This window comes from Propioniciclava sp., assembly GCF_047602245.1.
In the GTDB taxonomy this organism is placed as follows: domain Bacteria; phylum Actinomycetota; class Actinomycetes; order Propionibacteriales; family Propionibacteriaceae; genus Propioniciclava.
Map to the genome: position 1 here is coordinate 3,101,332 of NZ_JASGHT010000001.1, position 23,313 is coordinate 3,124,644.

Consider the following 23,313-nt stretch of genomic DNA (forward strand, 5'->3'; position numbering starts at 1 on the left):
GTGCTGGATCAGCTGCGAACTGCGAGCTCGAAGCTGGTCGAGGAGCCGTCGAGCGTGTCGTTGCCGGAGTAGTGGACGGTGACCTGGTGCGTCAGGCCTGGGCGCAGCCACGGCAGTTCCGCCTCGACGTAGTAGTCCGAGACCGGCACCGAGACCGTCTTCCCGCTCGCGGTGATGGTCAGCCGGCCGCTGGGCTTGATCCAGTCCTTCGAGCCGATCTCGGCCACGATCCGGGCCTGCTGGCGACCCTGCGGTGCGATGACCTTGGTGCTGACCCGGGTATCGGCCTTCGCGGCCTTCGCGACGGTGATCTCGTCCGAGAGTGCCTCTCCGGAGCCCGCAGCCGTGCTGGCCTGGACCCAGACGAACAGCTTCTGCCCGGCATCCTGAGCGGTGAGGCGGTATTCCCGTGAGGTGGCGCCCTTGATCGGCTTGCCGTTGCGCACCCACTGGTACTCGAAGTACGCCCCCGGCGCGTTCAGCCATGTTCCGCGAGTCACGTACAGCACCTCGTTCACCACGGCGTTGCCGCTGATCGCAGGCTTCACGCCGCCAGGCTTCGGAGGCTGGCTGGGATCGGGGACCGGGAAGGGATCCGGGTCGGGGGTGGTGGTTTTCGGAGTGATCCGGGACAGGCTCGAGCCACCGGGTGCGCGGTCGACGGCCCAGGCAGAGCCGCCGGCGATGATCACATGGTTCGGGGCGGAGCCGACTTGCACCTCGCCGACCGGTTCGCCGGTGGTGGCATCGGTGACGAACACGCTGGAGCCCTGGAAGACGGTGGAGTAGACCAGGCCGGCCTTCGGGTCGACGGCGGAGTTGAGTACTCCGGGGGCGCCGTTCTTGATCGTGTCGATCACGCTGGTCACCTTGGTCACCTTGCCGGTGGCCAGGTTGACGGTGCGGACGTCGGCTGACTTCTGGCTGGAGATGTAGGCCAGTCCGCGGGTGGGGTCGACGGCGACGCCGGAGGCGCTGATGCCGCCGGTCTGCGCGACGGTGCGGGCGCTCTTGGTCACGAGGTCGAACTCGATCAGTGCGCCGTCATTGAGGTTGACGGTGTACAGCTTGCCGCTGGTCTCATCGGCGATCAGTTCCAGGCTCATCGGTGAGAAGCCGCCGCCCAGCTTGATCCGGTCGATCACCTCCAGCGTCTTGGTGCTGATCTTGGTGATCTGGCCACCGTTCGGATCGCTCAGATAGGCGGCATCGCGGTAGGGGTCGATCGCGATGTCGCGGGCGCGCCCGACGCCGGGGATGGTCCGGACGTGGGCGCCGGTGCCCTGGTCGTAGATGACCGCGCTTTCCTCACGGGTCGAAGTGGTCCAGACCCGGTTGTGCTCGTCGTCGGCGGCGATGCCGTAGGCGGCCTCGGAGCGGGCGTTCGGGGTGCCGGCGTCCAGGGTGCGCGGCTTGATGGTTTGGAGCACCTTCAGGGTGCGCGGGTTCACCTTGGTCACCGTGGACGTGGCGGCTCGCGGCTCTCCGTCGTCGTTCCAGACGTGGCTGGTGCCGGTGACCCAGAGGACGTCGTTCCGGGCCGAGTAGGCGACCTGATAGAGGTCTTGGCCGACGGTAGCGCCTTCGACATCGAAGACCTGGGATCCCGCCACCGGGGTCGCGGCCCGCGCCAGAGGCGCGGTGGCTGCCAGACCGAGGGTGAGGGTGAGGGCCAACGTCACGGCACTTCGCCAGCCGCGGCGTTTCCTGGTGGTGGTTGGATGGGCGCGTGTGGGCACGGATTCTCCTCCTGCTGCGGTGCTTGTCTGCGGTCCACCCCTCTCGTGGACGCCTAGGGGTGAGGTTAGCCGAACCTAAGTTTCCGCGGCGTGTTTCTCGTCCGCGCATGAGAAGAGGGTGGTGACGCCTCGTGGCGCCACCACCCTCAACGGTGCTTCATCGGTGCTTGATCAGCCGCGGACCCGCAGGTTGAAGCTGGTCCAGGAGCCCGACAGGCTCTCGTCACCGGTGTAGCGGATGGTGACCCGGTGGGTCATGCCCGGCCGCAGCCACGGCAGCGCGGCCGTGGTGTAGTAGTCGGACACGGGGACCCTGACCGTCTTGCCGCTGGCCGAGATGATCAGCTCGCCGCCCTCGGGCTTGATCCAGTCCCGCGAGCCGATCTCGACCCGGACGGTGCCCTGGTTGCGGCCCTGCGCGCGCACGACCTCGGCTCGCACCCGGGTGTTGGCCTTCGAGACCTCACGCTCGGCCGAGACGGCCTCGCCCTTGGCGCCGGAGGCGTTGGTGGCCTGCACGCGGATGGACAGCTTCTTGCCGGCGTCCGCACCGGTCAGGGTGTAGCGACGCGAGGTCGCACCCTCGATCGGCTCACCGTTGCGCAGCCACTGGTAGGCGTAGGTTGCCTGGTCGGCGTTGCGCCACGATCCGCGCGTCGCGATCAGTTCCTCGTTGCCCCACGCGTCACCGCGGATCTCGGGGGCCTGGGTCGCGGTCGGTGCCTGGCCCGGCTCCGGGGTCGGAGTGGGCGTCGGCTTGGGGGTCGGCGTCGGGCTCGGCGTCGGCTGAGGAGTGGGCGTCGGCTCCGGGGTCGGCGTCGGCTTGGGGGTCGGGGTCGGCGTCGGCTCGGGAGTGGGGGTCGGCGTCGGCTGAGCGTCGCTCGCGGTGAACTTGATCTCCTTGACGCGGCGGTTGTCGCCCGGCTTGAGCGTGCCGGTCAGCAACAGCAGCGCGTGCGGTCCCGACTTGAAGGCCGGCGTGCTGCCGGCCGGGCCGGTGGTGCCATCGGGCAGGGTCACGTCGACCTCGAAGCTGCCGTCGTCCTCGGCCTCGATCACCATCCACACCTGGCTGCCGGCCGCGTTGACGAAGGCGCCCTCATCGATCTTGACGCCGATGCGCGAGCCGGTGCCGTCCGGATGGACCCAGCCGGTGCCGCGCAAGGTGAAGGTGCCGCCGACCGTCGGGGTTCCCTCGATCGCCAAGGTGGGCTCGGCCGGATTCGGCGTGGGCTCCGGGGTCGGCGTGGGGGTCGGGGTCGGGGTCGGGGTGGTCGACTGCGGGGTGATCCGCCACACCTTGGAGCCGTTGGCGGCACGGTCGACGGCCCAGGCGGAGCCGTTGACCACGATCACGTCGTTGGGGCCGGCACCGACCGGCACCTCACCGACCAGGGCGCCGGTAGTGGCGTCGGTGACCACCACGCTGGAGCCGTAGAAGGCGGCCGAGTACACCAGGCCGGCCTGCGGATCGACGGCCGAGTTGAGCACGCCGGCCGAACCCTTCACCGTGTTGATCACCGCGCCGGTGGACAGGTTCACCGTGCGGACGTCCGCGGAGTCCTGGCTGGACACGTAGGCCAGGCCGCGGGTGGGATCGACCGCGACGCCGGAGGCGCGGACGCCGCCCGTGCGCGCGACGGTCCGCACGCTCTTGGTCACCAGGTCGAACTCGATCAGTGCGCCGTCGTTCAGGTTGACCGTGTACAGCTTGCCGCTGGTCTGGCTGGCGACCAGATCGAGGCTCATCGGCGAGAAGCTGCCGCCGAGTTCGATCCGTTCGACCACCTGGAGCGTATTGGTGTCGATCTTGGTGATGCGGCCACCGTTGGGATCGCTCACGTAGGCGATGTCGCGGTACGGATCGATGGCGATATCGCGGCTGTGCCCGACACCACCGATGGTGGTGACCCGAGCACCCGTGCTCTGGTCGTAGATCGCCACGGCGTCCTCGCGGGTGGCGCTGGTCCACAGCCGGTTGTTCTCGTCGTCGACGGCGATGCCGTAGGCGGCCTCGGGGCGCGCATTCGGGCTGCCGGCGTCCAGGGTGCGCGGCGTGATGGTCTGGAGCACTTCCATCGTCTGCGGGTTCAGCTTGCTCACCGTCGAGACGGCCGCCCGCGGGGTGCCGTCGGCGCCCCACGCGTGGCTGGTGGCGCTCACCCAGACCACGTTGTTCCGAGCTGAGTAGGCGGCCTGGTAGTGGTCCTGGCCGACGGTGGCGCTCTGGACGTCGAACGTGCGCGATCCCGCCGTGACGGTCGCGGCCTGAGCGAGCGGCCCTGCCGCGGCGAACCCGACCACCAGGCCGAGCGCGACGACACCCCCCAGGGCGCGGGAGGCGACGCGGCGCTTCTCCCCGGTTGTTCGTTGGACTTGTGTGGGCACGGATTTTCCTCCTGCTTACTGTGTTGTCCGCCGCCCGTCCCCTCTCGCGGGCAGCAGTGAAGATTAGGTTAGCATTGCCTCATCTATTTCTGATCGTGCCCAGAGTGTGGCGACGAGGGGGGTACATGCTGACTCGGGACGCGCGTCCGGAATCCGTTGTGACTACGCCTGATCCGCTGGCGGACACCCCGCTGTGCGACCAGCTGGAGGCAGTCATCGCGGCCGTCGGCGAGGGGAGTATCGCGATCCGGGACGCCGGCGCCGCGACGGTCAGCTACGGCGAACTGGGCGCCCTGTGCCGCAGCTTCGCGCAGGCGGGCGCGGGCGAGTCTCCGGTAGCGGTCCTGGGCGGTTCGGCCCGCGCGCTCGCGGCCGCTGTCGCCGTGGCATACGCCGGCCGTCCGCTGGCACTGCTGGATCAGCAGCTCCCGATCGACCGGCTGCGGCAGATCCTGCGGACGTCCCGGGCCACGGTCACCATCGTCGACGACGAGCTGGCCGCGGTGGCGGACGAGGCGGGCGCCGTCGGCGTCCTGTCGGTCACCGACGCCTGGCGCGACGGACTCCCGGCGGCCGGTGAACCGGTCCGGCCCAGCGGCCGCACGCCCGCGACACTGGTCTACACCTCGGGCTCCACCGGCGCCCCCAAGGGCGTGATCCTGAGCCACGCCAGCGTCGTGAACGGTGCCGCTACCACCCGGCGCGAGTTCGGGCTAGGCCCCGGTGACGTCTGCGCCATGCTGCTCCCGCCCGCCTACGCGGCAGGTCAGGAGGTGCTGTTCATGTCGGTGCTGAACGGCTGCCTGCTGGAGAGCTTCGACCCCCGGCAGCGACCCGTCGGCGAGATCGCCGCGTGGCTCACCGAACGGAACGTCACCACGCTGCATTGCACCCCGTCGATGCTGCGGCATCTCAACGGCAGCCTCGCGCGCGAGAGCTACCCCGGCGTCCGTCTGGTCACCACCTGCGGAGAACCGGTGCACGGACGTGACGTGGCGGCAGCCCGCGGCTACCTTCCGAACGCCGGCTACGCCAATTACGTCGGCTCCTCCGAGACCGGGCACCTGACCTTCTTCCATCTCGGCGCCGATGAGGAGGTGCCGGCCGGGCAGATCCCCGCCGGCCGGATCACGATCAACAAATGCATCACCCCGGTCTCCGAGGTGGGGGAGCCGCTTGCCCCCGGCGAGACCGGCGTGCTCGAGGTGAGTTCGCCGTTCCTGGCGTCCGGATACTGGGGCGATCCCGAACGCACCGCCGAGGTCTTCGGCGACCGCGGCGACGACCGGGTGTTCCGCACCGGCGACCGGGGCAGCGTCCGGGACGGCGTGCTGACGCTGGCCGGCCGCAAGGACGACGCGGTCAAGATCCGCGGCTACCTGGTCGAGCCGGCCGAGGTCGAGGCGGCGCTGCGGGGTATCGACGAGGTGATCGACGCCGTCGTGGTGGCTGACGCCGCCGCCGGCCGGCTGATCGGCTATGTCGTGCCCGATCCGGCGCGCCGGACGCCGTCGCTGGCCCAGCTCCGCGCCGGCCTCGCCCGGCGGCTGCCCGACTGGATGGTGCCGCAGGCGATCGTCTTGATGGACGCGCTGCCGCGCACCGAGCGCGGCAAGGTCGACCGGGCCGCGCTGCCCACCCCCGCGGCACGGCCGCAGCCGGCCCTGCCCGCCGACCGCTGGCAGGCGTTGGTCTCCGCGGTCTGGTGCGACGTCCTGCACGTGGAGGCGGTCGGCCCTGATGAGAGCTTCGCCGAACTCGGCGGCGACTCCCTCGCCGTGGAGGAGATGCTGGCGGTCCTCGGCCAGGAGGGGATCGACCTGCACGGTTCCGACCTGGCCGCGGCGCCGACCCTGGCCGCGTTTGCCGCCCGGGTCCGGCAGTCCGCCGAGCACCGGACGCCCACCGGCGACGGCGTGATGGTGACCCTGCGCGAGGGGGAGCCCGGGGACGTCCCGGTGTACTGCTTCTCCGGAGCGGGCGGGCCCGCCTACCTGTTCACCGACCTGGCGCGGAAGATGGGCGAAGGCCACGCGGTGCACGCCTTCCAGGTGCGAGGCCTGGAGCGGCGGGCGATCCCGGACTGGTCGGTGCGCCGTGCCGCGAAGCGCTACGCCGGCCTGATCGAACGCCGGCAGCGCCCCGGCCGGGTGGTGCTCGTCGGCCATTCCCTGGGCGGGCTGTTCGCCCTGGAGACCGCGCACCTGCTGCGCGCACGCGGCTACGACATCGCCCTGACGGTGCTGCTCGACACGCTGCTGCCCGGAAACCTGGCGCAACTCGGCGGAGACCAGGCGCCGCAGATCCGGACGCCGGGCGGGCGCAAGCAGACCCGCCGCGAACTGTGGTCGACGCGCCTGCAACTGCTCGGCGCCGGACTGGTGCGCTACCAGCCCGCCGTGCGTGATCAGGTCTTCTTCCAGCACGGCCTGCGGCTCACCGAGTGGTACCGGGTGCGGCCGTGGGACGGGCCCACCGAGGTGTTCCTCACCCCGGAGAACCTGGATGACCGCGGGTGGTGGCGCCATGTATTGACCGGGGAATACGCGCTGCACGAGGTGGAATGCGGCCATGTCGCCATCCTCAAACCGCCGTACGTGGAGGCGATCGCCGCGAGCGTGGCGTCTGCCGTGGACGTCCGCGTGGGCTGACGGGCGGGTGGATCAGGCTCCGGTCGTCACATGGCGCTCATCGCTCGCACCGGTGTGGATCGATGTCCGCATGGTGCGTGGACGGGCCGCGCGTCTTGATAGGAAAAACCCGTGCTGATCTCGCTCGGCCGCGACGCGGCCGAGCGAGATCAGCACGGGGGTGGGGGGCTCTAGCCCGCGACGCGCTGGGGGCCGCGGTAGGCCGGGATTCCCGTCGGGCGTGCCACCGGCCGGCTCGAGAAGCGCGCGGTGGCGCCGACATGCCGGGTGCCCGAATGTAGCGTCCGCAACCGGCGGAACTCGGCGTCGATGGTGCGCAGCACGCGCATACCATCGGGCAGCGCGCGCAGATTGGACACGCCGTGGATCCGGTCGTGCTCGTAGCTCGGGATCTCGAGGATGGTCAGGCGCGCCGCGGCGGCCCGGCAGTTGAGCAGGGTCTCGATCTCGAAGCCGTCGCCCCACTGACGCCCCGTGGCGTCCGGATCGGGAAGATCGAACACGTCGAGAACGTCGCGCCAGAAGGCGTTGTAGCCGTAGCACAGGTCGGTGTAGCGGGTGCGGAACAAGACGTTGACCATGCCGGTGAGCGCACGGTTGCCGAGCGCTCGGGTCGTGGTGAGGTCGGCCGAACCTCCGCCGTGCAGCATACGGCTGCCCTTGACGAAGTCGGCGCCGCTGAGCAGTGCGGCGACCATCACCGGAATTTCACGCGCGTCCGCCGAGCCGTCGGCGTCGAACATGACGATGATGTCGCCGGTGGCGGCTTCGAACCCGCAGGCCAAGGCGTTGCCCTTGCCGGTGCGGGTCTGCTGGATCACCCGTGCCGACGGCATCACGCGCTGGGCGGTCTCGGCGGTGCCGTCGGTCGATCCCCCATCGACGACGATCACCTCGTGCACCTCAGGCAGGGTGGGCAGGACGCGTTCCAGGTTGGGCGCCTCGTTGAAGGTCGGGACGATGATGCTGACCCGGGGATGTGTGGGAATGGTGCGGAGCGACATGAGCAGACTTCCCCCCGAAAGTTCTTGCTGTAGGGCTTGGTGGGCTATTGCTAAGGTTTGTCTAACCTAATTTACAGCAGGTGGGGCGGCGGATGGCAAACGACCGTTCCCCGGAACGGACGCCGCGACCGCGCCACCGCTGTGAGTCGTGGGCGACTCCGGCGCCGGGGGATCAGTCCTCCAGCGGGGCGTGGTGATCGCGGTTGGCCACGCCCTGTTTCCAGTAGCCGTGGACGTCGAGATCCTCGCGGGAGACGCCCAGAGCCGCCGCCGCTCGCCGGACGGCGATCATCGATGAGGTCTCGCCGGCCGCCCAGACCAGGTCGCCGGGGTGGGGGCGGTGGCCGGTCAGGTAGGCGACCAGCCCGCTGCCGTCGGTGCCCTCGACACGGGTGAGCGAGCCGTTGGCGCGGGTGGGCAGCGCGGCGATGGTCTCGGCCGGGCCTTCGACGGCGACCTCCACCACCGCGTCGGCGGGTGCCTCCTCCATCCAGCGGGCGGCCGCGGGCAGGGCGGTGCTGTCGATCAGGCACAGGTAGCGGGGCCGGTCACCGGGCATCACCCGGGATCCGCGCGGCCCGAGGACGCCCAGCGGTGACCCCACCGTGGCGTTGCTCGCCCACGTGCTCGCCGGCCCGTCCCCGTGCAGGACGAAGTCGAAGACCGCGTGTGCGGCGTCCGGCACCGCGCGGACCGTGTAATCGCGCAGCACCGGCCGCGGCTCGCCCGGGGCCGGCCGGACGCCGGGCTGCGCCGGCAGGTTGAGCCGACCGGAGGCGTCCGGGAAGGCGAGCTTGACGTGGTCGCCCACCGCGAGGCGCACCCAGGGCACCGGCGGGGAACCCGCGGCGAGTTCGATCACCACCCGGCGCATCCGGGGCGCGAGGTCGATCACCTCGGCCACGGCGCCCACCCGCGCGTGCAGTTCATGCCGGATCACCTGGTTCATCGCGTCCCTTCCCGGAATCGAGCCGCCTCGCGGCCGATAAGATGAGGATTACCTTATCTAGTGTGCCCGTCCGGGGGACGCCGCGGCCTCAGCCGGGGTGCCGGCTCAGAAGTACACCGCGACCGGACGGGCGTCCGGGCCGGGAATCACCTGGATGTCGGTGTCGAAGATCTCGGTCAGCACCGAGGGACGCATGATCTCGGCCGGGGTGCCGAACCGGGCGATGGCGCCGTCCTTCATCGCGCAGATGTAGTCGGAGTAGGCGGCGGCGAAGTTGATGTCGTGCAGCACCACGATGATGGTGCGGTCCAGGTCGGTGGCGGCCTTCTTGAGGTGGCGCATCATCGACACCGAGCGGGCGATGTCGAGGTTGTTCAGCGGCTCGTCGAGCAGCACGTAGTCGGTCTCCTGGCACAGCACCATCGCCACGTAGGCGCGCTGCCGCTGGCCGCCGGAGAGCTGGTCGAGGTAGCGGCCCTCCAGGTCGCGCAACTCCAGGAAGTCGATGTAGCGGCTGATGATCTCCTCGTCGCGGGTGGTCAGCCGGCCCTGGCTGTAGGGGAACCGGCCGAAGCCGACCAGCTGGCGGACGGTGAGCCGGGTGATGAAGTGGTTCTCCTGGCGCAGGATCGACACGATCTTGGCCAGATCCCGCGACTTGGTGGACGCCACGTCGTAGCCGGCCACCTCGATCGTGCCCGAATCCATGCCGAGCAGGCGTCCGGCCATGGTGAGCAGGGTCGACTTGCCGGCGCCGTTGGGCCCGACCAGGGCGGTGATGCCGCCGCGGGGAATCTCCAGGGTGACCGGGCCGATCCGCACCTCGCTGCTGTACGTCTTGGAGACGTTGGTCAAGGTGATCACAGCCGGCCCTTTCTCAGGATGATGACGAGGAACAGGGTGCCGCCGACCATCTCGATGATGATGGAGACCACGCCCTGGGCGTAGAAGATGTGCCGCATCACGAAGTAGGCCCCCGACAGCACCACGAAGGCGTTGAGCACCGCGACCGGGAAGAGGTAGCGGTGGTCGAAGGTGCGCGCGAACTGGTAGGCCAGCGTGGCCACCAGGAAGCCGAGGAAGGTCATCGGCCCGACCAGCGCGGTGGACACCGCCATCAGGATCGAGACCAGGAACAGCGTGGTGATCATCTCGCGCTGGTGGTTGACGCCCAGGTTCGTGGTGACGTCGCGGCCCAGGTTGAGCAGGTTGAGCCGCTTCCAGCGGGCCAGCATCAGGCCCGCGGCGACGACCACCAGCGGGATGGCCAGCGGGAAGTAGGCCGGGTCGGCATTGGACACGTTGCCGAACAGCCGCGCGGTGAGGATGTCGAAGGTGCTCGGGGTGAGCATGCGCTGCATGAAGGTCGACACCGACCCGAGCCCGCCACCGATCACGATGCCGACCAGCAGCATCACCTGCAGGTTGGCGTACTTGCCCGACAGTAGCCAGCCGTAGAGCGTCAGCGACAGGCCCACCATGAGCGCGACCTGGAAGGCGAACTGCGGCAGGCCGCGGAAGGCGAGCAGGCCGGCGACCCCGAAGAAGTAGACCATCGAGGTCTGCACCGCGGCGTAGAGGGCCTCGAAGCCGAGGATGGACGGGGTGATGATCCGGTTGTTCGCCACGGTCTGGAAGCTCACCGTCGCGATGCCCTGGCAGACCGCGACGATCGCCATCACCACCACGCTGGTGGCGCGCAGGTCGACGACCCGCCAAAAGCCGTCGCTGCCCAGTGGCATCGGGTTGTCCCACAGGATCAGGCCGGTGCCGAAGACGAGCGACAACGCGATGAGGACGGCCAGGACCGTCCAATAGGTGCGCCGCGAGGATCGGGTCGGCAATGCGGTGGAGAGCCGCTTGCTGGTGGCCGCGGGGGCGGCGTCGGTGGTGATCATGTTCTCAGTCATGCTTGCGCTGCCTCAGCAGAAGGAAGACGAAGACCACCGAGCCGACGATGCCCAGGATCAGCGACACCGGGACCTCGAAGGGCTTGATGATGGTGCGCCCGATCAGGTCGCAGACCGTGACGATGGCGATGCCGGTCAGGCAGACCCAGGGCAGGTTGCTGCGCAGATCGTCGCCGCGGATCAGCGAGACGATGTTGGGCACGATCAGCCCCAGGAACGGCAGGTTGCCCACCACCACGGTGACCACCCCGGTGGCGACGGCGATCAGCCCGGTACCGAGCAGGACGACGCGGTGGTAGTTGAGCCCGACGTTGGTGGCGACGTCCTTGCCCAGACCCGCCACTGTGAACCGGTCGGCGACGATGAACACCGCGATGACCACCAGCGTGATGCTCCACAAGGGTTCGTAGAACCCGCGCAGGACGGCGGTGAAGCTGCCGGCGAACCACACCCCGATCTGCTGCAGCATATTGGTCTGCAGCGCGAGGAAGGTGGTGACCGAGCCGACCACCGCGCCGAGCATGATGCCGATGATCGGAACGATCAGCGAGGAGCGCAGCGACACCCGGCGCAGGAAGAGGAAGAAGACCATCGTGCCGGCGAACGCGAACACGATGGCGCCGATCATCCGCTGCATGATGCCCGATTCGGGCAGCGCGATCATGGTGACCAGCAGGCCCAGGGCCGCCCACTCGGTGGTGCCGATCGTGGTCGGCTCGACGAACCGGTTCTGGGTGAGCAACTGCATCACCAGGCCCGACATGGCCATGGCGCCGCCGGCCAGCACCAGCGCGGCCGTGCGCGGGATCCGGGTGATGGCGAACATCTCCCAGCCGTCCTCGGCGCCGGCCACGTCGTAGACGCCGGTGAACAGCGAGAGCACCAGGAGGCCGGCGACGACGGCCACCCCGATCGTCAGGTACGGGTCGAATAGCCGGGTGCGGGAACGCGGGGGAAGAAGCCCGACATCGGACATGGGTTCGGCCACCTCCTCTGAAGTGGGTCAGGCGTGTGCCGGCGGTGGCGGAACGATCGCAGGATCCGTTCCGCCACCGCCGTTCGCTCACCGGATGAGGACTACTTCGCCTTCTCGAGCGCGTCCGCGAACGCGTTCAGGAAGCTCGTGTACATCTGGACGCTCTCGTTGAGGTAGGCGTCGTCCTGCATCACGACGACCGCGTCGTTCTTGACCGCGGTCACGTTGGCCAGCGCCGGGTTGTTGTCGATGATCTCCAGGGCGGGGCGCACCTCGGCGCCGTCGCTCGCCCCAACGCCCGCGGTGCGGTCCATCACCAGGAACCAGTCCGGGTTCGACTCCGCGATGGCCTCCACCGAGACCTCCTCGCCCTCATGGTCCATGGTCGGGTTGGTGACGCTGAAGGACTCGGTCAGGCCCAGGAAGCGCACCGCCTCGCCGAGGGTGCGGCCCTCGTCGGCGGAGATGTAGCCGATGTTCCCGTTGGACACGTTGAGCGCCATCACCTTGTCGGCCGGGTCGTAGGCGGCCTTGACCCGGGCGATCGCGGCGTCGAACTTGTCGTTGATCGCCTTGGCCTCGGCCTGCTTGCCGAAGATCTCACCCAGCACGGTGGTCTGGCGCTTCATCTCCTGGTCCCAGGGCTGCCCTTCGCGGGGGTCGAGCAGCAGCACCTTCGCCTCGGGCACCAGCTTGGCGATGTTCTCGTAGTGGCCGGTGTAGCGCTGGCCGACGATGACCAGGTCCGGGTTGGCCGCGACGATCGCCTCGAGGTTCGGCTCGCGATGGTTGCCGGTGTCGACGATGGAGGCGTCCTTCTTGTACGGATTCGTGTCGGGCATCAGCGCTACGGCGCCGGCCGACAGCTTGACGCCGAACTCCGACAAGGTCTGGAAGGTGCGGTTGTCGGTGGCGACGACCGACTTCGGTGGCGTGGCGATGGTGTGGCTGCCGTTGTTGTCCGTGACCGTCACGCTGCTCGCCGCGGCAGCGGTCGGCGACGAGGACGGCGCCGGGGAACTGCACGCGCTGAGCGCGAGCGCCGCCGCGGCGGCGAGGGCGAGGAAGCGGGAACGCTGGAGGGCCATGGTGTCCTTCGTGTTGGGTGCGGCAGTGCGGCTGCCGATTTGACCAGTAGAGCCTTACCTAATGTGAGCGGTGGCGCCTTTGGCCGATTTTGGGGGGTTGACACCGCGGCGGTCCCGCGCCTTGTTCGGCACGGTCCGGACGCCGTGCGGCACGGCCCGGCGATTCGGGCTAAACTCGCCTCAGCGATTCGGTGGATCCGGATCGACTTCGCATGCGCCAGTGGGCCCGCACGGGTCCGGTCGCCTCTCGGGTGCCTCAGGGCAAGGGGGTGATCGGCGCATCAGGAGGGCCGAAAGGTTCGGCCCGCTTCAACCCGTAGCGGACGCGCATGCGCGCCCGCGAGAAAGGAACGGCCATGGCCGTCGTGACCACGCGCCAGCTCCTCGAGAGCGGCGTCCATTTCGGACACCAGACCCGCCGCTGGAACCCCAAGATGAAGCGCTTCATCTTCGGTGAGCGCAACGGCATCTACATCATCGACCTGCAGCAGTCGCTGACCTACATCGACACCGCCTACGCCTTCGTGCGCGACACGGTCGCCCGCGGCGGGCAGATCCTGTTCGTCGGCACCAAGAAGCAGGCCCAGGAGGCGATCGCCGAGCAGGCCACCCGCGTCGGCATGCCGTACGTGAACCAGCGCTGGCTGGGTGGCATGCTCACCAACTACGCCACCATCTCCAAGCGCACCGCGAAGATGAAGGAGCTCGAGGCGATCGACTTCTCCAACACCGCGGGCACCGGCCTGACCAAGAAGGAACTCCTGCAGCAGGAGCGCAAGAAGGACAAGCTGGCCAAGACGCTGGGCGGCATCCGCGATATGCACAAGCTGCCGCAGGCGCTGTGGGTCGTCGACACCAAGAAGGAGCACCTGGCGATCGACGAGGCGCGCAAGCTGCACATCCCGATCGTGGGCATCCTCGACACCAACTGCGATCCCGACGAGGTCGATTTCGCGATCCCGGGCAACGACGACGCGATCCGTTCGGTCGCGCTGCTGACCCGCATCATCGCCGACGCCGCCGCCGAGGGCCTGCTGGCCCGTAGCTCCGGTGGCGTCGCCGCCGGTGCGCCCGCCGCCGAGCCGATGGCCGAGTGGGAGCGTGAGCTGCTGGGTGGCGTGCAGCAGACCACCTCCGAGGCCGAAGCGGTCGAGGGCAGCGACGTCCAGGCCGACGCGCTGGCCGACGCCGTCGAGGGTGCGCAGGCCGAGGCCGCCGCGCTCGCCGAGTCCCCGGAGTCGCCCGATTCGCCGGACTCCCCGGCTTCGCCGGCGTCCGCCCAGTGACCCACCACTAGCTACCAAGAACCAAGGAAGCGAGACAGCACATGGCAATCACTGCCGCTGATGTGAAGAAGCTCCGCGACGCCACCGGCGCCGGGATGATGGACGCCAAGAAGGCGCTGGTCGAGGCGAACGGCGACTTCGAGGCCGCCACCGAGATCCTGCGCGTGACGGGTGCGGCCAAGGTGTCCAGCCGCGCCGACCGCGAGGCCACCAACGGCCTGGTCGCCGGCGCCGGCACTACGCTGATCCAGCTGGGCGCCGAGACCGACTTCGTCGCCAAGAACGAGGAGTTCGTGGCGCTGGCCGGCGAGATCGCCGTGGCCGTGGACGCCGCGGGTGCCGCCGACCTCGAGGCCGCCAAGGTCGTCGTGCTGGCGTCCGGGTCGACCATCGAGGACGCCGTGGCCGCACTGGCCGCCAAGATCGGCGAGAAGCTCGAGCTGGCCGCCGTCGCGCATTACGGCGCGCCGACCGCCACCTACCTGCACCGCCGCAGCCAGGACCTGCCTCCGCAGGTCGGCGTGCTGGTGGAGTACGAGGGCGGCAGCGAGGAGTTCGTGCGTGGGATTGCCATGCAGATCGCCGCGATGCAGCCGCAGTGGGTCTCCCGCGAGGACGTCCCGGCCGAGGTGATCGAGAAGGAGCGTCACGTCGCCGAGCTCACCGCCAAGGAAGAGGGCAAGCCCGAGAAGATCATCCCGCGCATCGTCGAGGGTCGTCTGGGCGGCTTCTTCAAGGAGGTGACCCTGCTGGAGCAGGCGTCCGTCTCCGACGACAAGAAGACCGTGGGCCAGCTGCTCAAGGACAACGGCGTGACCGTCAAGCGCTTCGTGCGTCTGTCCGCGGGCGCCTGAGAGGCCGCGTTCATCCACTAAAGTGGCGGGAGTCGCATGCGTGCGGCCCCGCCACTTTTTCGTCTTCCCTAACCCCAAGGAGTCCTCTCGATGGCTGTCTACAAGCGCGTCCTTCTCAAGTTGTCGGGTGAGGCCTTCGGAGGCGGAGGTGTGGGCATCGATCCCGACGTGATCGCGGGGATCGCCCAGGAGATCGCCGAGATCGTGGCTGAGGGCACCCAGGTGGCCATCGTCACCGGCGGCGGTAACTTCTTCCGCGGTGCGCAGTTGCAGCAGGCCGGCATGGAGCGCCGCCGCGCCGACTACATGGGCATGCTCGGCACCGTGATGAACTGCCTGGCGCTGCAGGACTTCCTGGAGCAGGCCGGCGTGCCCACCCGGGTGCAGACCGCGATCACGATGGGGCAGGTGGCCGAGCCCTACATTCCGCTGCGCGCCGTGCGTCACCTCGAGAAGGGTCGGGTCGTGCTGTTCGGCGCCGGCTCGGGCATGCCGTTCTTCTCCACCGATACCGTCGCTGCCCAGCGTGCTCTCGAGGTGGGCGCCGAGGTGCTGCTGATGAGCAAGAACGGCACCGACGGCGTCTACGACTCCGATCCGCGCACCAACCCGGACGCTCGTCGCTACGACGAGCTGACCTACACCGAGTTCCTCGCCCAGGACCTGAAGGTAGCCGACGCCACCGCGGTCAGCCTGGCGCGCGATAACGGCCTGCCGATGGTGTTCTTCGACCTCGGCGTCCGTGGCAACATCGCGCGCGCGGTCAACGGTGAGAAGATCGGTACCACCGTCCACGTCTGACGCCATCGTCACACGACCCGTACATCAACGACGCAAGGAGCTTGAGCCAATGATCGCCGACGTCCTGTCCACCGCAGAACAGAAGATGAAGGGCACGATCGACCACGCCAAGGAGGAGTTCGCGGGCATCCGGACGGGCCGCGCCCACCCGGCGATGTTCAACAAGATCATGGTCGACTACTACGGCAGCCCCACACCGCTGCAGCAGCTGGCCACCTTCCAGGTGCCGGAGGCCCGCGTGGTGCTGATCAGCCCGTTCGACCGCAACGCCATGAACGGCATCGAGAAGGCCATCCGTGACTCCGACCTGGGCGTCAACCCGGCCAACGACGGCCAGCACATCCGCATCGTGCTGCCGCAGCTGACCCAGGAACGCCGGAAGGAGTACATCAAGCTGGCGCGCACCAAGGCCGAAGAGGCCAAGGTCGCGATCCGCTCGAACCGCCGCCACGCGGTGGACGCCGTCAAGAAGGCCGAGAAGGCCAAGGAGGTCGGCGAGGACGACGCGGCGCGCGCCGAAAAGCAACTCGACACCCTGACCCGCAAGTACGAAGACCAGGTCACCGAGCTGCTCAAGGCCAAGGAAGCGGAGCTGATCGAGGTCTGATGGCGGACGCCTCAGCGCCGACCCCGGCGGCACCGAAGAAACGTTCGGCCGGGCGCGATCTGCCGGCGGCGATCGCCGTCGGTGTCGGCCTGGTCGCGCTCGTCGTCGTGACGCTGGCCTGGTGGCATTGGGGCTTCATCCTGCTCGCCGCGACCATGCTGGGCCTCGGCGCGATCGAGGTGAACAGCGCGATGCGCCGCCTCGGCATGAAGGCCGCGGTGGTCCCGATCGTGCTCGGCACGGTCGCGATGATCCTCGGCACCTACGCGGCGGCGACCAATGTGGGCCTGTGGCTGATGCCCTGGCACGCGGTGCTGCTGATGTGCCTGGGCGCCACCGTGCTGGCCGCCCTGATTGCCCGGTTCCCGCAAGGGCACGAGAACTTCGTCCGGGACGCCGCCGCGTCGGTGTTCATCATCGGCTACATCGCACTGCTGGGCTCGTTCACGGCGCTGATCCTGGCCGGCCAGCACGGCGCGGCGCGGATGGTGACCTTCCTGCTGTGCGTGGTGGCCAGCGACACCGGCGGCTACGCGGTCGGGGTGCTGTTCGGGCGGACGCCGCTGGCGCCGAAGATCAGCCCCAAGAAGACCTGGGAGGGCCTGTTCGGCTCGTTTCTGTTCGCCTGCGTGGTCGGCGCGCTGCTCAGTGTCTGGCTGCTGGGCGCGGCTTGGTGGGTGGGTGCGCTGCTGGGTGCGGTGTGCGTCTTCTTCGGCACCTGCGGCGACCTGATCGAGAGCTCGATCAAGCGCGACGTCGGCATCAAGGACATGAGTTCGATCCTGCCGGGCCATGGCGGCGTGATGGATCGGCTCGACTCCATGCTGGTGGCGGCCGCCCCGGCGTGGTTCGTGATGTACCTGTTCGTCCCGGGCGGGTAGCCTTCACGGCGATGAATAAGGGATTGACCGCGTCCGAGAAGGCGCGCGCAGACGAGCTGGACGCCCACGCGCGGGCCGGCCGCACGCTGCCACTGGTGTTCGAGGCCCCGCGCCGGGGCAAGCCGCCGAAGCACTGGGCCGACCTGGCCCCCGACGAGCGGCGGCCGGCCGTGACCGCCGCCGGGCTGCCCGGCTTCCGGGCGTCCCAGTTCGACGCCCACTACTACAAGCAGGCCAACACCGACCCGGCCACCTGGACCGATCTGCCCGCCTCGCTGCGCGCGGATGTCGCCGAGACTTTCTTCCCGCCGCTGCTGCGCGAGGTGGCGGTGCAGACCGCCGACGAGGGCACCACGGTGAAGACGCTGTGGCGGCTGCACGACGACAACCTGGTCGAGAGCGTGCTGATGGAGTACGGGGTGCCGGGCAAGCCGTCCTCGGGCACCGGACGGCACCGCGCCACCTTGTGCATTTCCTCCCAAGCCGGCTGCGGGATGGCCTGCCCCTTCTGCGCGACCGGCCAAGGCGGGCTGCAGCGCAACCTGTCCGCCGGCGAGATCGTCGCCCAGGTGGTCGCGGCCAGCGCCCGCGTCCGGCTCTCGAACGTCGTGTTCATGGGGATGGGCGAACCGATGGCCAACTATCCGGCGATCATGGCGGCCGTGCGGCGCATGGTCGACGACATCGGCATGTCGGCGCGCGGCATCACCGTCTCGACCGTCGGGCTGGTGCCGCGGATCGAGAAGCTGGCCACCGAAGGGCTGCCGGTCACCTTGGCGGTCAGCCTGCACGCCCCGGACGACGAACTGCGCGACAGCCTGGTGCCGATCAACACCCGGTTCAAGGTCGGCCAGGTGGTGGACGCCGCCTACCGTTACTTCGAGACCACCGGCCGGCGGGTGTCGATCGAGTACGCGCTGATCCGCGACGTCAACGACCAGGCCTGGCGCGCGGACGCGCTGGCGGACGTCCTGACCGGGTCCGGTCGTGGGGCGGGGTGGGTGCATGTGAACCCGATCCCGCTCAACCCGACGCCGGGCTCGAAGTGGACCGCCTCGCGCCGCCGCGACGAACAGGAGTTCGTGCGCCGCCTGAACGCCCGCGGCATCGCCGCGACCATCCGCGATACCCGCGGCCAGGAGATCGACGGCGCTTGCGGCCAGCTGGCCGCCAAGCAGAAGTAGCGCTCGCGGTGGCGCTGCGCGTGGGGGACGCAGGCAGCGGTTCGGTGCCGGACGCCGCCGGACCAGCCGCGGGCACGGGGCAGGCGGTCTCCGGGGACGGACGCCGAGGATTCTCAGCCGCGCTGGGCCGCTTCTTCTCCGCGTCGCCGGGCGGGGAGTTCTTCGCGCTGGGATCGCGCGCGCATCTGGCGTCGATCGGTGCGGTCGGCGCCGCGGTCGCGGGGCTGGTGATCGCCGGACGCCGGATGGGCCCGACCGGACGCCGCCGTACCCGGCATCTGCTGGTCGCCGCACTGATCGGGCAGGAGGCGATGTACCACGGCTGGCGCGCCCGCAACGGCACCTGGACGCCCAAGCAGATGCTGCCGTTCCATCTCTGCTCGACGCTGATCTGGGTCGATACCGCGACCCTGCTGCGGCCGAGCGCTCTGGGCCGGGATCTCGGCTACTACTGGGGTCTGGCGGGCGCGACCCAGGCGATGGCCACCCCGGACGTGGGCGCCTACGGGCCCAAGCACTTCCGGCATGTGCAGTTTTTCGTCAGCCACGGCCTGCTCGTCGCGGTGCCGGTGTGGCATCTGGTCGTCGACGGGCACCGGCCCACGGCGTCCGGCGCCCTGCGCGCGTTCGGCGTGCTGCTGGCCCAAGGCGCGGTGGTGTTCGGCATCAACCGCCGGCTCGGGTCCAACTACCTCTACATCAACGGCAAACTCGAGACCGCGAGCCTGCTCGACAAGCTGCCCGAGTGGCCGCGCTACATCCCGATCATGGCAGGCCTGGCTGGGGGAGCGTTCCTGCTGTGCTGGGCGCCCTTCGGGCTCGCGGACGCCGTGCGCTCGCGGCGTCCGGTTCGTCGCCCCGCGTAGTCCGTGCGCCGCGCGGCCGGAACAGCGAAGCGCACTCACGCGCACGATATGCACCGTTGCGCACGATATTTCGTGCGCAACGGTATTGATCGTGCGCAACGAGGTCAGGCGGTCGGGTGGTCTCGGCGACCGGGGTCTTCGGCGACGGTCGTGCGGGGTGAGGTGTCCACCTGCAGGGTGAAGACGTCGGGACGGGCGTAGTGGCCGACCACGTCGAGGTCGAAGCGGGCGCGGGTGAGGTCGTCCAGGTCGAGGGTGGCGATCAGGACGCCCTCGCCGCCGCGCAAGGGGCCGGCGAGCACGTCGCCGAGGGGCGACACGATCATGCTGCCGCCGGCGATGAGGACCGCGTTCGGATCGTCGCCCTGCACCGGCGACACGTCGGCCGGCATCTGCGAGCGGAGCAGGTATTGGTTGGCGCTGAGGACGAAGCAGCGTCCTTCGAGGGCGATGTGGGTCATGGTGGACGCCCACACCTCGCGGTCGTCCACGGTGGGGGCGCACCACAGCTCGACGCCGCGGGCGTACAGCGCGGTGCGCAGCAGCGGCATGTAGTTCTCCCAGCAGATCGCCGAACCGAGCGTGCCGTAGGGGGTGGTCACGGTCGCCAATCCGGAGCCGTCGCCCTGGCCCCACAGGTAGCGCTCGGCGGCGGTCGGCATCAGCTTGCGATGGGTGGCGACATGTCCGTCCTCGGCGGTGATGAACACCGACGAGCAATAGAGCGTGCCGCCGTCGCGCTCGATCACGCCGGCGACGATGTCGATGCCCAACTCGGATGCCCAGGCCGCGAGCGCGTCGACTTCGGGCCCGGGCAGGGTGACCGCCGACTCGACGTAGCGACGGAACAGTTCGCGTCCGGCCGGAGCACGCGACCCGACGGTGATGCCGAAGTCGAGTCCCTTGGGATAGCCGCCCAGGAACGCCTCGGGCAGTACGACCAGCCGTGCCCCACGCGCGGACGCCTCACGCAGGAACGCTTCCGCGCGGGTCAAGGTGTGGGCGGTGTCGAACACGGTGGACCCGGCCTGCACGACCGCGACGCAAAGAGAGGTCATGATCGTCATGCTAGGCGTGGCGGAGCGGTCCTTGGGTGCCTACGGAGATCCTGGCTTGAGTGGACGCCGCAGCGGTGGTCGTCATGATCACCCCTGGGCGAGGGCGGTTTGCCGGGCCTCTGGGTTTCATGATGGCGGCGGATTACCATGAACTCATGAGCACGACGGTCGAGCGTCAGCGGTTGTCCGGGCCAACCGGACGGCTGTTGGCAACGCGCCGTGCCGAGGTGCTTCGTATCCTTCGCGACCACGGGTGACCAACGCCCGTGTCTTCGGGAGTGTCGCTCGCGGAGAAGAAGGACCCAGCAGTGACCTTGATCTGCTCGTCGATTTCCCTCCCCGCACAGGGCTTCTGGCGATGGCGAGAATGCAGGCTGAGCTTGAGAGCCTTCTTGGCGTGGAGGTGGATCTGGTGCCGGACGCAGGCCTGAAACCGGCGATCAGGGCCACCGTTGAACAGGATCTGGTTCCCCTGTGACGAGGGGCGACGTGGCGCGGCTGGAGGACAGTCGCCGACGACCTTGATCCTCTCGAGCAAGCCGTTCTCAGAATGCGTGACCGGGTCTAGAACAGCGCCAACCGTCTGGGCGGGGTGCGAAAGAAGCACCGCGGCGAGGTGAGAGAATGGACGGCGTGCGTGATGTGGTGATCCTCGGTTCGACGGGCTCGATCGGTACCCAGGCGTTGGAGGTGATCTCCACCCGGGGCGATCAGTTCAACGTCGTCGCCTTGACGGCCGGTGGCGCCAACCTGGAACTTCTCGCCGAGCAGGCGTGCCGGTTCCGGCCGCGGTTCGTGGGGGTGGCCACCGACGAGGCGGCCACCGAGCTGGCGGCGATGCTCGCCGACACCGGCATTGAGGTGGCCGGCGCGGGCGCCAACGAGCGCGCCGCCGCGATGAGCTGCGACGTCGTCCTCAACGGCATCACCGGCGCCGCGGGCCTGCTCGCCACCTTGACCACCCTCAAGGCGGGCACGACGCTCGCGCTGGCCAACAAGGAGAGCCTGGTCATCGGCGGACGCCTCGTGACGGACGCCGCGGCTCCCGGCCAGATTGTCGCCGTCGACTCCGAACATTCGGCGCTCGCCCAATCCCTCCGCGCGGGCCGTCGAGAAGAGGTCAGGCGGCTGATCCTCACCGCGTCCGGCGGCCCATTCCGCGGCCGCACCCGCGCCGAACTCGCCGGCGTCACGCCCGAGCAGGCGCTGGCCCACCCCACCTGGACTATGGGCCGCGTCGTCACCGTCAACTCCGCCACCCTGGTCAACAAGGGCCTCGAACTCATCGAGGCCGCTCTGCTGTACGGCGTCGACTACGACGCGATCACCGTGGTCGTCCACCCCACCAGCGACGTGCATTCGATGGTCGAGTTCACCGACGGAGCCACCATCGCCCAGGCCAGCCCGCCCGATATGCGCCTGCCGATCGCGCTCGGCCTGTCCTGGCCCGACCGGGTCGCCGATGTCACCCCGTCCTACGACTGGTCCACCCCGCGCACCTGGATGTTCGAGCCGCTCGACTCCGAGGCATTCGGCGCCGTCGAACTGGCCCGCCGCGCCGGCAAGGCGGCCGGCACCGCGCCGGCGGTGTTCAACGCCGCCAACGAGATCTGCGTGGACGCCTTCTGCGCCGGCGATCTGGGCTTCTTGGGCATCGTGGATACCGTGGAAGCCGTGCTCAACGAACATCTGGCCGCCGGGCATGTCCCCGACGGCTCCCTCACCCTTGAGGCCGTGCTCGCGGCGGACGCCTGGGCGCGCGACCGGGCCCGGCAGATCTGCGGGGTCGCCTGATGGAACTGTTGTGGACCGCCGTGTTCGGCGTCCTGTTCTTCGCCCTGCTCATGGTCTCGGTGGCGCTGCACGAACTCGGCCACCTGCTACCGGCGAAACTGTTCGGCGTCCGGGTGCCGCAGTATTTCGTCGGCTTCGGCAAGACCCTGTGGTCGGTCAGGCGCGGCGACACCGTCTACGGCATCAAGGCGTTCCCGCTCGGCGGTTTCGTGCAATTGCTCGGCATGTACCCGCCGCCCAATCCGCGCGCCAAGCCGACCTGGCTGCGCCGGGTAGCCGATGACGCGCGCCGCCTGGAATGGGGCGGCATCGAGGCGAGCGACGACGGCGCGCTGTTCTACCAGAAGAAGACCTACCAGAAGCTGATCATCATGGCGGGCGGGATCACCATGAACCTGCTGATCGCCTTCGGCCTGTTCTGGGCGGTCACCGGCCTGTACGGCACGCCGACGACGACGCCGCTGGTGCATTCGATCCAGCAGTGCGTCACCGCCGAGCAGCGTGACTGCACCGCGGCCGATCCGCTCACCCCGGCCGCGCAGGCCGGCCTACAGTCCGGCGACCGGATCGTCGCCTTCAACGGGACGCCGATCGCCGACTACCCGCAACTCACCGAGCTGATCCGCGCCAATCTGGACGCCGAGGCGACCCTGGTCGTCGAGCGGGCCGGCCAGCAGGTCACCCTGCCGACCGTGCACACTCGCCTCAGCACGGTCGCCGATCCGGCTGATGCGTCGAAGACCACCCAGGTCGGCTCGCTGGGGGTGTACCCGAGTTCGGAGCTGATTCGCGGCGGTCCCGGCGAGGTGCTGGTGTCGATGGCCGACCTGACCCGGCAGTCGGTGGTCGCCATCGTGCAGTTCCCGGTCAAGGTGTGGAACGTGGTCGCCGACATGATCGCAGGCCAGCCGCGCTCCCTGGACAGCCCGGTCAGCATCGTGGGCGCCAGCGTCGTGGCCGGGCAGGCCAGCGCCCAGGAAGATTTCCCGGTCGCCGCCCGCGCGGCCATGTTCGCCAGCCTGCTCGCTTCGGTCAACCTGTTCCTGGCCCTGTTCAACCTGGTTCCGCTGCCGCCCCTGGACGGCGGCCACATCGCCGGCGCGCTGTGGGAATGGTTGCGCCGCACGTTCGCCCGCCTGGGCGGACGCCCTGATCCCGGCCACGTCGACACCGCGAAAATGGTGCCGGTGTCGTACCTGGTGGGAGGATTCATCCTGCTGTGCGGCGTCGTGCTGATCGTGGCCGACATCGTCTCGCCCGTGAAGATCTTCTGAGGA

The 23,313-nt window shown here is 69.4% G+C and carries 20 protein-coding genes; 11 read left to right on the top strand and 9 right to left on the bottom strand.

Annotated features, from left to right (window positions below; all coding sequences use genetic code 11):
- Positions 1 to 8: 8 nt before the first annotated feature.
- Together QM708_RS14660 and QM708_RS14665 are read right to left on the bottom strand one after the other, a co-directional pair.
- The gene (locus QM708_RS14660; protein WP_415110127.1) at positions 9 to 1,682 is read right to left on the bottom strand and encodes a YncE family protein; all 1,674 of its coding nucleotides are present in this window, start codon (positions 1,680 to 1,682) and stop codon (positions 9 to 11) included.
- 228 nt (positions 1,683 to 1,910) lie between these two features.
- A complete protein-coding gene (locus tag QM708_RS14665) occupies positions 1,911 to 4,127 on the bottom strand; it encodes a hypothetical protein (protein ID WP_415110129.1) in 2,217 nt (738 codons plus the stop codon).
- 125 nt (positions 4,128 to 4,252) lie between these two features.
- On the opposite strand from QM708_RS14665, the gene QM708_RS14670 reads away from it, so the two are divergent.
- Complete coding sequence (locus tag QM708_RS14670; RefSeq protein WP_415110132.1) at positions 4,253 to 6,778, top strand: alpha/beta fold hydrolase; 2,526 nt, start codon at positions 4,253 to 4,255, stop codon at positions 6,776 to 6,778.
- 170 nt (positions 6,779 to 6,948) lie between these two features.
- Here the strand turns inward: QM708_RS14670 and QM708_RS14675 are convergent, their stop codons facing one another.
- The 6 genes from QM708_RS14675 to QM708_RS14700 all read right to left on the bottom strand — a co-directional run bounded on the left by QM708_RS14675 (position 6,949) and on the right by QM708_RS14700 (position 12,705).
- A complete protein-coding gene (locus QM708_RS14675; protein WP_415110135.1) occupies positions 6,949 to 7,782 on the bottom strand; it encodes a glycosyltransferase family 2 protein in 834 nt (277 codons plus the stop codon).
- 172 nt (positions 7,783 to 7,954) lie between these two features.
- Positions 7,955 to 8,731, bottom strand: a complete 777-nt coding sequence (locus tag QM708_RS14680) for a siderophore-interacting protein (protein WP_415110138.1) — start codon at positions 8,729 to 8,731, stop codon at positions 7,955 to 7,957.
- A gap of 105 nt (positions 8,732 to 8,836) precedes the next feature.
- Positions 8,837 to 9,595 (bottom strand): ABC transporter ATP-binding protein, encoded by a 759-nt coding sequence (locus QM708_RS14685; protein ID WP_415110141.1) that lies wholly within the window; start codon positions 9,593 to 9,595, stop codon positions 8,837 to 8,839.
- Positions 9,592 to 10,641, bottom strand: a complete 1,050-nt coding sequence (locus QM708_RS14690; RefSeq protein ID WP_415110143.1) for an iron chelate uptake ABC transporter family permease subunit — start codon at positions 10,639 to 10,641, stop codon at positions 9,592 to 9,594. Before QM708_RS14690 ends, QM708_RS14685 begins: the two co-directional genes overlap by 4 nt.
- Complete coding sequence (locus QM708_RS14695) at positions 10,634 to 11,629, bottom strand: ABC transporter permease (protein ID WP_415110146.1); 996 nt, start codon at positions 11,627 to 11,629, stop codon at positions 10,634 to 10,636. The genes QM708_RS14690 and QM708_RS14695 overlap by 8 nt, the downstream gene beginning before the upstream one ends.
- A gap of 89 nt (positions 11,630 to 11,718) precedes the next feature.
- On the bottom strand, positions 11,719 to 12,705 hold the full coding sequence (locus tag QM708_RS14700) for a siderophore ABC transporter substrate-binding protein (protein ID WP_415110149.1): 987 nt from the start codon (positions 12,703 to 12,705) through the stop codon (positions 11,719 to 11,721).
- Between the two features lie 356 nt (positions 12,706 to 13,061).
- Here QM708_RS14700 and rpsB point away from each other — a divergent pair, with 356 nt between their 5' ends.
- The 7 genes from rpsB to QM708_RS14735 all read left to right on the top strand — a co-directional run bounded on the left by rpsB (position 13,062) and on the right by QM708_RS14735 (position 19,184).
- Positions 13,062 to 13,991, top strand: a complete 930-nt coding sequence (gene rpsB / locus QM708_RS14705) for a 30S ribosomal protein S2 (protein WP_415110152.1) — start codon at positions 13,062 to 13,064, stop codon at positions 13,989 to 13,991.
- A 41-nt stretch (positions 13,992 to 14,032) separates the two neighbouring features.
- On the top strand, positions 14,033 to 14,845 hold the full coding sequence (gene tsf / locus QM708_RS14710) for a translation elongation factor Ts (RefSeq protein WP_415110155.1): 813 nt from the start codon (positions 14,033 to 14,035) through the stop codon (positions 14,843 to 14,845).
- A 90-nt stretch (positions 14,846 to 14,935) separates the two neighbouring features.
- Positions 14,936 to 15,646 carry a UMP kinase gene (gene pyrH, locus QM708_RS14715; protein ID WP_415110158.1) on the top strand — a complete coding sequence of 237 codons (711 nt, stop codon included), beginning with the start codon at positions 14,936 to 14,938 and terminating at the stop codon, positions 15,644 to 15,646.
- 52 nt (positions 15,647 to 15,698) lie between these two features.
- Positions 15,699 to 16,253 carry a ribosome recycling factor gene (gene frr, locus QM708_RS14720; protein ID WP_415111456.1) on the top strand — a complete coding sequence of 185 codons (555 nt, stop codon included), beginning with the start codon at positions 15,699 to 15,701 and terminating at the stop codon, positions 16,251 to 16,253.
- Positions 16,253 to 17,134, top strand: a complete 882-nt coding sequence (locus tag QM708_RS14725) for a phosphatidate cytidylyltransferase (protein WP_415110160.1) — start codon at positions 16,253 to 16,255, stop codon at positions 17,132 to 17,134. The genes frr and QM708_RS14725 overlap by 1 nt, the downstream gene beginning before the upstream one ends.
- 11 nt (positions 17,135 to 17,145) lie before the next feature.
- Positions 17,146 to 18,318, top strand: coding sequence for a 23S rRNA (adenine(2503)-C(2))-methyltransferase RlmN (gene rlmN / locus QM708_RS14730; RefSeq protein ID WP_415110163.1), 1,173 nt, complete (start codon positions 17,146 to 17,148; stop codon positions 18,316 to 18,318).
- Positions 18,319 to 18,326: 8 nt separating this feature from the next.
- Positions 18,327 to 19,184, top strand: coding sequence for a TIGR02206 family membrane protein (locus QM708_RS14735; protein WP_415110166.1), 858 nt, complete (start codon positions 18,327 to 18,329; stop codon positions 19,182 to 19,184).
- A 104-nt stretch (positions 19,185 to 19,288) separates the two neighbouring features.
- Here the strand turns inward: QM708_RS14735 and QM708_RS14740 are convergent, their stop codons facing one another.
- Positions 19,289 to 20,242 carry a carbon-nitrogen hydrolase family protein gene (locus tag QM708_RS14740; protein ID WP_415110169.1) on the bottom strand — a complete coding sequence of 318 codons (954 nt, stop codon included), beginning with the start codon at positions 20,240 to 20,242 and terminating at the stop codon, positions 19,289 to 19,291.
- A gap of 253 nt (positions 20,243 to 20,495) precedes the next feature.
- Here QM708_RS14740 and QM708_RS14745 point away from each other — a divergent pair, with 253 nt between their 5' ends.
- From QM708_RS14745 to QM708_RS14755, 3 genes are all read left to right on the top strand, one after another.
- On the top strand, positions 20,496 to 20,720 hold the full coding sequence (locus QM708_RS14745; protein WP_415110172.1) for a nucleotidyltransferase family protein: 225 nt from the start codon (positions 20,496 to 20,498) through the stop codon (positions 20,718 to 20,720).
- A gap of 155 nt (positions 20,721 to 20,875) precedes the next feature.
- Complete coding sequence (gene dxr, locus QM708_RS14750) at positions 20,876 to 22,036, top strand: 1-deoxy-D-xylulose-5-phosphate reductoisomerase (protein ID WP_415111459.1); 1,161 nt, start codon at positions 20,876 to 20,878, stop codon at positions 22,034 to 22,036.
- Positions 22,036 to 23,310 (top strand): M50 family metallopeptidase, encoded by a 1,275-nt coding sequence (locus QM708_RS14755; protein ID WP_415110175.1) that lies wholly within the window; start codon positions 22,036 to 22,038, stop codon positions 23,308 to 23,310. Before dxr ends, QM708_RS14755 begins: the two co-directional genes overlap by 1 nt.
- Positions 23,311 to 23,313 lie beyond the last annotated feature (3 nt).